This is a genomic window from Chroococcidiopsis sp. TS-821 (assembly GCF_002939305.1).
Taxonomy (GTDB): Bacteria; Cyanobacteriota; Cyanobacteriia; order Cyanobacteriales; family Chroococcidiopsidaceae; genus Chroogloeocystis.
The window spans coordinates 80,257-87,627 of the sequence record NZ_MVDI01000016.1; the positions used below are offsets into that span (position 1 = coordinate 80,257).

7 protein-coding genes are annotated in these 7,371 nt (G+C 44.6%); 6 read left to right on the forward strand and 1 reads right to left on the reverse strand.

The features are described 5' to 3' along the window. Nucleotides 1–10 precede the first annotated feature (10 nt). From glgP to B1A85_RS22895, 4 genes are all read left to right on the forward strand, one after another. Nucleotides 11–2,224, forward strand: a complete 2,214-nt coding sequence (gene glgP, locus B1A85_RS22880) for an alpha-glucan family phosphorylase (protein WP_104549025.1) — start codon at nt 11–13, stop codon at nt 2,222–2,224. A 50-nt stretch (nt 2,225–2,274) separates the two neighbouring features. Continuing rightward, entirely contained in the window at nt 2,275–3,111 is an 837-nt protein-coding gene (locus tag B1A85_RS22885; protein WP_104549026.1) for a Tab2/Atab2 family RNA-binding protein, read from the forward strand. Between the two features lie 149 nt (nt 3,112–3,260). Then, entirely contained in the window at nt 3,261–3,641 is a 381-nt protein-coding gene (locus tag B1A85_RS22890; RefSeq protein WP_104549027.1) for a hypothetical protein, read from the forward strand. A gap of 306 nt (nt 3,642–3,947) precedes the next feature. Next, entirely contained in the window at nt 3,948–4,820 is an 873-nt protein-coding gene (locus B1A85_RS22895) for an S-methyl-5'-thioadenosine phosphorylase (protein ID WP_104549028.1), read from the forward strand. A gap of 61 nt (nt 4,821–4,881) precedes the next feature. On the opposite strand, the gene B1A85_RS22900 is transcribed toward B1A85_RS22895, so the two are convergent. Continuing rightward, nucleotides 4,882–5,847, reverse strand: coding sequence for an integron integrase (locus B1A85_RS22900; RefSeq protein WP_104549029.1), 966 nt, complete (start codon nt 5,845–5,847; stop codon nt 4,882–4,884). A gap of 783 nt (nt 5,848–6,630) precedes the next feature. Between B1A85_RS22900 and B1A85_RS22905 the strand changes: the two genes are divergently transcribed. Then, complete coding sequence (locus tag B1A85_RS22905; RefSeq protein ID WP_104549030.1) at nt 6,631–6,963, forward strand: DUF4258 domain-containing protein; 333 nt, start codon at nt 6,631–6,633, stop codon at nt 6,961–6,963. Beyond that, nucleotides 6,953–7,186: a YgiT-type zinc finger protein gene (locus tag B1A85_RS22910; protein ID WP_104549031.1), complete on the forward strand. Its 234-nt coding sequence runs from the start codon at nt 6,953–6,955 to the stop codon at nt 7,184–7,186. Before B1A85_RS22905 ends, B1A85_RS22910 begins: the two co-directional genes overlap by 11 nt. The last annotated feature ends 185 nt before the right edge of the window (nt 7,187–7,371 follow it).

Here is a 7,371-nt window from a genome sequence, read left to right on the forward strand (position 1 = left end):
CTAGAACTCTATGACGAATAACGGTGCATTAACCTCTGCGCAACAGCTTAGTAAAAAATTACCTCAAACGCTGCAAAGATTAGCAGACTTGGCGTATAACTACTGGTGGAGTTGGACAACCGACCGAGTTTTTTTATTTCGTAATATCGATCCTGAAGAATGGGAAAACTGCGGACACAATCCCGTAGCGATTTTAGAGTCTGCATCTTACGAACGCCTAACGCAACTTGCCGAAGATCCTTTTTACCTCAAGCAACTGCAATCCTTAGTTGCTGAATTTGACCAGTACATGGCGCAGCAAGATACATGGGTCAGCCGCGTTGCACCACAAACTTCAGCAGAACATCCGATCGCTTACTTTTGTGCAGAATTTGGCATTCACGAATCTTTACCGATTTACTCTGGCGGTCTAGGAATTCTTGCTGGAGATCACCTTAAGTCAGCTTCCGATTTAGGAGTTCCCATGGTCGGGATCGGCTTGCTGTATCGTCAAGGCTATTTCCGTCAACGCTTAAATCGTAGTGGTTGGCAAGAAGATTACTACGTTGACAATCCTTTCTCTAAAATGCCTTTGGAGTTAATCAGAAACGACCAAGGCGAACCCCTGACGATCGAACTCGAAATTCGCCAGCGCTGCGTTAAAGTGCAAATTTGGCGCACTCAAGTTGGGCGCGTTAGCCTTTACCTATTAGACACCGATCGCGAAGATAACGACCCGATTGACCGGTGGTTAACTGGACACCTTTATGGGGGTAACCAAGACACGCGCATTGCGCAAGAAGTTGTACTTGGAATTGGTGGCGTTCGCGCACTTTCAGCATTAGGTATTGTACCGTCGGTGTATCATCTCAACGAAGGTCATGCGGCATTTTGCACCTTAGAAGTAGCGCGACAAGAAATGGAACGCACAGGTAAATCGTTTTATGACGTTGAAGCCAGCGTTCGCGATCGCTGCGTTTTCACAACACATACTCCCGTTCCCGCTGGTCACGATGTCTTCTCTGGCGACTTAATGGACTCTTACTTCGCGCACTACTGGGTGCAAATGAAACTGTCGCGCGAGCAATTTATGGCTTTGGGTGCAAGACGTTTGGGCGATCCTTGGGAACCTTTTGGCATGACAGTGCTAGCATTGCGGATGTGTCGTGCAGCAAACGGTGTAAGCGAACTTCACGGTCATGTTTCGCGTAAAATGTGGACAATTTTATATCCCGACCGTTCCGAAGACAAAGTACCCATCGGTCACATTACAAATGGAGTTCACGCACCTACATGGACTGCACCCCTAATGGCAGACTTGTATGCGAAATATTTGGGTGAAGATTGGAAAACCCGCGTTACTAGCCAAGAAATGTGGGCAAAAGTCGATGATATTCCTGATGAAGAATTGTGGTGGCGCCACCAAGTTCTCAAAGAAAGACTCATCGCCCACACGCGCTTTCGCGTTAGAAAAGCACGAGAACAACGCGGCGAAAGCTACGAACACATTCAAGCAACTGAAACGCTATTGGACCCCAATGTACTGACGATCGGGTTTGCGCGACGCTTTAGCCCATACAAGCGCGGCGATCTTATTTTGCGCGACGCGCAGCGGGCAATCAAGATTTTTGGTAACGCTGAACGTCCAGTACAAATTGTCTTTGCTGGTAAAGCGCATCCTGCAGATGAAGAAGGTAAGCGAATTATTCAACGCATTATGGAATGGTGTCGCAACAACGCAATTCAAAACCGCGTGGCGTTGATTGAAGACTACGATATTTACACGGGTCAAAAACTTGTACAAGGTGTCGATGTCTGGCTGAATAATCCGCGTCGTCCTCTAGAAGCATCTGGTACGAGTGGACAAAAAGTTTGCTTCAACGGTGGAATTAATTGTAGCGTACTTGATGGTTGGTGGTGTGAAGGCTACCAAACTGGACCTGATGGTAAAGGGCTGAATGGTTGGGCAATTGGCGAAGATGCGCATACCAGTGACCAAGAAGTGCAGGATCGTATTGATTCGCAATCGCTATACCAGTTACTGGAAGAAGAAATCGTCCCGCTGTACTACGATCGCGATGCGCATGGTATTCCTCGCCGCTGGATTCAGATGATGAAAGCATCAATTAAAACGAATGCGCCGTTATTCAACACCGACCGCATGATCTCCGATTACGTATCGCAAGTCTATGTGCCAGAAATTGCTACGAGTGTGGCACCAATTCTTGCCAAGGTGATGGTGTAGTCAGCTTTTCTGCGTACAATTTAGAAATGATGGCTCATTGCTAATCGCTAATGGCTCAAATCGTTTGGCAAGCTGATTTTTATCGCCGTCCGTTGCGGGATGCAGCTGGACAAACTTTGTGGGAGTTACTCGTTTGTGACTCGAATCGCACAATTGAATTTGTCGCGCTGTGTCCCCAATCGCAAGTTAACGCACATTGGCTTGTGGAACAATTGCAGCTTGTTGCGGATAAAATGCCAGATGTCATCCAGGTGTTTCGTCCGCAGTCACTTAGTCTCATTACCGCTGCTGGAGAACAACTCGGAATTAAGGTTGAAGCAACGCGAAGAACAGATGCTTTAAAACAATGGTTGCAGGAGCGATCGCCCCTTTACCGCAACATGGATAATTACACAGGGGAAGCTTACGACCTTTTAACAATTGAAAAGCCACCACCAACACCACTACCTGAAAAACTTTGGGGCGAACAGTGGCGTTTTGCTGCGCTGAGTGCCAAAGATGTGGAAGAAGCGTTTCAAGAACGCCCTATCCCAATTTTGAGTATGCCATCCAAACTCATGCCATTACAGTTAGGATTGGCTTCTCATATCGCTGTACCAGGTGTCATTATCTATGGCGGACGGCAATCGATGCGTTTAGCTCGTTGGTTACAAGAGGCAAATCCTGTAGCACTCAACTATATCACTGGCTCTCCTGATGGTTTAGTGTTAGAAGCAGGTTTAGTAGAACGGTGGATTGTAGCAACGTTTGAGGATAGAGAAGTGGCGACGGCTGCTCAAAATTACGAACAGCGCAAACAACACAGCAAAGGATTGCATTTTTTGCTCGTGCAGCCTGATGATTCTGATATTACATTTAGTGGTTTTTGGCTACTACGCCAGGACTAAACTTGGCGATCGAGCGTTGTACATAACATTCATTTATTAATATTTATTACGGCTTCTAAAGGGCTTAAGACTGAAGATAGATGCAGCAATATAAGCTAGGTTTTAGCATAAAAAACTAATAAACATAAATCTTTTTTGAGGCAGAATTCATGGAAAATGAAGCACGTTCTAAAGAAAAAGTAACGAGAAATGAAGAGTTAGAAACTTCAACCGCAGATCGCGGTATTATTCCAGCAGAAGTAGCCGCACGTATGGATCGTGAAGGTAGTGATTATCGTACTACTGCCGACGAACAAGCTGATCCTGAGAGCATTGATGTAACTGGGGGCGCAACGGTAGACCAAGAAGGTTTAGCAAATAATTACGCAATTGAACCTGAGATGTACTACGAAACTCCAGGAGATGCTAGTCAAGAAGCTGCGCAAGATAAAGCTCACCGCGCAGAAGAACTTGCTGAAGCTAATCAAGATAAGCAGGGCGAATTGACAATGGAAGAAGATAATCGTGGTAGAGGACCGGGAGCAGTTTAAGAAAAAGATACAAAAACCAAGGCAACCGCTCAGAAAGTATTAAAGCAATCTTGAGCGGTTTTTTTGCATTTAAAACTAAGTATTTATCTAGATTGTCAGCTTATTATAGGCTACCACATAGGCGCAGACTTTTCATAAGATAGAACTCAAAGTAATCGAAGAAAAAACAAAAAGAGATTTTTACGAAAGAATTAAGATTACTATTGTTGAATTGTTGTAATAATTCTTTTGGTATTGTTTCGTGCTTTTTTATTGGTTATTTATCTGTAAAATAGCTTGATAGTCGTAGTATTGCACTGATTAAAGATGGCTCAAGCTCAAATAGGAATTATTGGTGGTAGCGGTCTATATAAAATGGATGCGCTTAAAGATATTGAAGAAGTACAATTATCGACGCCATTTGGTTCGCCTTCGGATGCTGTAATATTGGGAACTTTAGAGAATACCAGAGTTGCTTTTTTAGCGCGCCACGGTCGCAATCATACTTTGCTACCATCGGAACTACCTTTTCGGGCAAATATTTATGCAATGAAGCAATTGGGAGTTGAGTATTTGATTTCTGCTTCGGCGGTTGGTTCGTTAAAAGAGGAAGTCAAGCCGCTTGATATGGTAGTACCAAATCAATTTATTGACCGAACAAAAAATCGAATTTCGACCTTTTTTGGTGAAGGAATCGTGGCGCATATTGCGTTTGGCGATCCTGTGTGTCATCAACTTGCCGGAATTTTAGCAGAGGCGATCGCATCTCTCAACTTACCTGATGTCACACTTCATCATGGTGGAACTTATGTCTGCATGGAAGGTCCTGCATTTTCGACGAAAGCAGAATCGCATCTTTACCGTAGCTGGGGCGCTACTGTCATTGGCATGACAAATCTACCCGAAGCAAAATTAGCACGCGAAGCAGAAATCGCTTACGCAACTCTAGCACTCGTCACAGATTACGACTGTTGGCATCCAGATCATGACAGCGTTACGGTGGAAATGGTGATTGCTAACTTGCAACGCAACGCAACCAATGCCCAAAAAGTTATTCAAGAAACCGTACGCCGCTTAAGTCAAAATCCACCACAATCAGAAGCGCATTCGGCATTAAAATATGCAATCTTGACTCGACTCGATCAAGCACCCACAGCAACAAAAGAGAAATTACATTTGTTATTGCAGAAGTATTTGTAAAACGTGAAGTGCAAAATTTTTACTGAGTGGGATTCAGTTGTTCTATACGCAAACTGACTCTTTACAAATCAAGTGGACTGCGAACAGCCTTACCACCACGATTAAGAACATGCGTATAAATCATCGTTGTTTTGACATCTTTATGTCCCAGTAACTCTTGTACAGTACGGATGTCATACCCGTTTTGCAACAGGTGAGTGGCGAAGCTGTGGCGAAAGGTGTGGCAACCAACGCGCTTCTCAATACCCGCAGCACGAACAGCCTGCTTGATGGCTCGATTTAAACCGCTCTCGTGCAGATGGTGACGACGGGTAATGCCACTGCGTGGGTCGCGGGAAAAGCGATCGGACGGAAACACAAACTGCCAGATCCAGGCGCGATCCGCATTGGGGTACTTGCGTTCTAGGGCAAACGGTAAGTAGACTGAGCCGTATCCTTTGTCTAAATCCTGCTGATGCAGGCGCTTGACACCCTGTAGATGGTCTTTCAAAGCATCCATGACGCTGGCAGGTAGCATTGTCACTCGACTTTCTCCGCCCTTTGCATCACGCACCACGAGTTGCTGCTGAGCAAAGTCCACATCCTTGACCCTTAGCTGGAGTGCCTCCGTCAGCCGCAGTCCACTTCCATACAGCAGCTTCACCACAAGCTGATACACCCCAGACATCTGCCGGATAACAGCAATCGCCTCTTCCTGAGTCAGCACTGTTGGTAAATAGCGAGACCGCTTGGCTCTCACAGACTCAATTTGTATACCTAAATCCTGCTTCAAAACTTCCCGATAGAGAAATACTATCGCATTCAATGCCTGATTCTGAGTCGATGCTGCGACGTGTTCCTCTACTGCTAGGTGTGTCAGGAATGCTTCTAACTCGGCACCGCCCATTTCTCGTGGATGTCGCTTTTGATGAAACAGAATGTAACGGCGAATCCAGTAAACGTAGCTCTCTTCCGTGCGATATGAGTAATGTTTAACACGAATTATATCTCGAACTTGATCGAGAAGCTTCCTAGGGCGCGCTTCCATAGTAAGTATAGCTAAGTAATATTGTATTATTTTTATCTAAACTACTCTGAAAAGCCTTCAGTAGTTTACCGGAAAATATATGGAAATTTTCCATGTAATCGCCTTGATCGGCATAATATATGGATAGCTTGCAATGTATTTGCCCTTAAAAGGGAAATACTTTGCGAACTCGCAATATAGTTCATCTTATCTGGGTGCTATGTGGAAAAAGTCAATCTAATAAATAGTTATGCTGCTTCATCCCTTAGTGGGGACAGTATCTTAAGGATTATCGTTTGCCTTTAATATTTGCAATATTTGGTAGCTAAAAGATCGTTGTTCAGGCGTGTTCATAATTGAGAGACATTACATGGCTACAGAGCAACAGACCAGTAAAGCTCATTTAATAACTCACGGAGCGGCGGCAAGTGCAGCAGCGGCATCAGGTGCGATGGCACAGGGGCTGCTTTCGGGGCTGATACAGTCGTCTTAACAACAATTCATGTTGGAATGGTGTTAGCTTTATGAAAGCTTTTCGGTCAAAGTCTTGATAAGCAGGCTGCAATGGCAATACTTGGAACGGCTGCTGGCGCTGGTGTTAGCGTTTTTGGAGCTAAGGCTATACTTGGTTTTTCCCCGGCATAGGAAATATAGCGAATGCAATCATTTCCGGTAGCTATACAGAGGCTCTCGGTTGGTGGTGCTTCAATTACTTCGATGAAGGCAATTAATTTAGGTATCGCCTAGTAGCTACCATTGTCAGTTATGGTCAATGGCATTCCTTCCAAATAATACAATAGTTAAATGGACACGCTGATTGTAGAAATACGTTGTAAATTTGCTGAAGAGCAGTTTGAGTTTTCTAAACATGCTGTTGACCAATCCATCTTGCGGCAAATTCGAGTTCAAGAAATTAGGGAGGCAATTGCGAACGGTCAAGTAATTGAAGACTACCCAGAAGACAAGTATGGACCGAGTTGCCTAATTTGCGGTTTGACACAAGCACAACGTCCTATTCATGTTCAGTGTAGTTATCCCTCTCGTTCACTCATCAAAATCATTACAGTGTACGAACCTGATACCCAAAGATGGAATAACGACTTTACTCAAAGGAGACGTAGTGACAATGACAACTGATTGGCAAGAGACATTGGTTGAGAAGCAGGTAACATATACCTTAAATCTGAACGGTAAAATTGTTCTAATTGAGAACGTACCTGCCCGTGTAAATGAGGAAACAGGCGAGCAATTTTTCTCCCCATCAACCGTAGAGCGCTTACAACAGACAATTCTAGATAGAAAAGAACCTGATCATTTTATTCAGGTTCCTGTGTACAACTATTCAAACAGCGCAGCATAACAATTCAAATGCAGCGGACGGACGAAAGCCGCTAGTGGGGTGGTAAAGGGGATCTGCCGCCGCTGATTGGGGACGTTCGACTGCTTTGATTGCAGGTTAGAGCAGCAACTTGAGTTTCTGGATAAGATGCAGATGTCATGCATTGTGAAAATTAGGAGTGACCAATTGTGTACGGAGCAGATCCA

What these genes read in the sequence shown, in the direction of transcription:
- glgP (WP_104549025.1), top strand. Translation starts at nt 11, where the DNA reads ATGACGAATAACGGTGCATTAACCTCTGCGCAACAGCTTAGTAAAAAA.
- B1A85_RS22885 (WP_104549026.1), top strand. Translation starts at nt 2,275, where the DNA reads ATGGCTCAAATCGTTTGGCAAGCTGATTTTTATCGCCGTCCGTTGCGG.
- B1A85_RS22890 (WP_104549027.1), top strand. Translation starts at nt 3,261, where the DNA reads ATGGAAAATGAAGCACGTTCTAAAGAAAAAGTAACGAGAAATGAAGAG.
- B1A85_RS22895 (WP_104549028.1), top strand. Translation starts at nt 3,948, where the DNA reads ATGGCTCAAGCTCAAATAGGAATTATTGGTGGTAGCGGTCTATATAAA.
- B1A85_RS22900 (WP_104549029.1), bottom strand. Translation starts at nt 5,847, where the DNA reads ATGGAAGCGCGCCCTAGGAAGCTTCTCGATCAAGTTCGAGATATAATT.
- B1A85_RS22905 (WP_104549030.1), top strand. Translation starts at nt 6,631, where the DNA reads ATGGACACGCTGATTGTAGAAATACGTTGTAAATTTGCTGAAGAGCAG.
- B1A85_RS22910 (WP_104549031.1), top strand. Translation starts at nt 6,953, where the DNA reads ATGACAACTGATTGGCAAGAGACATTGGTTGAGAAGCAGGTAACATAT.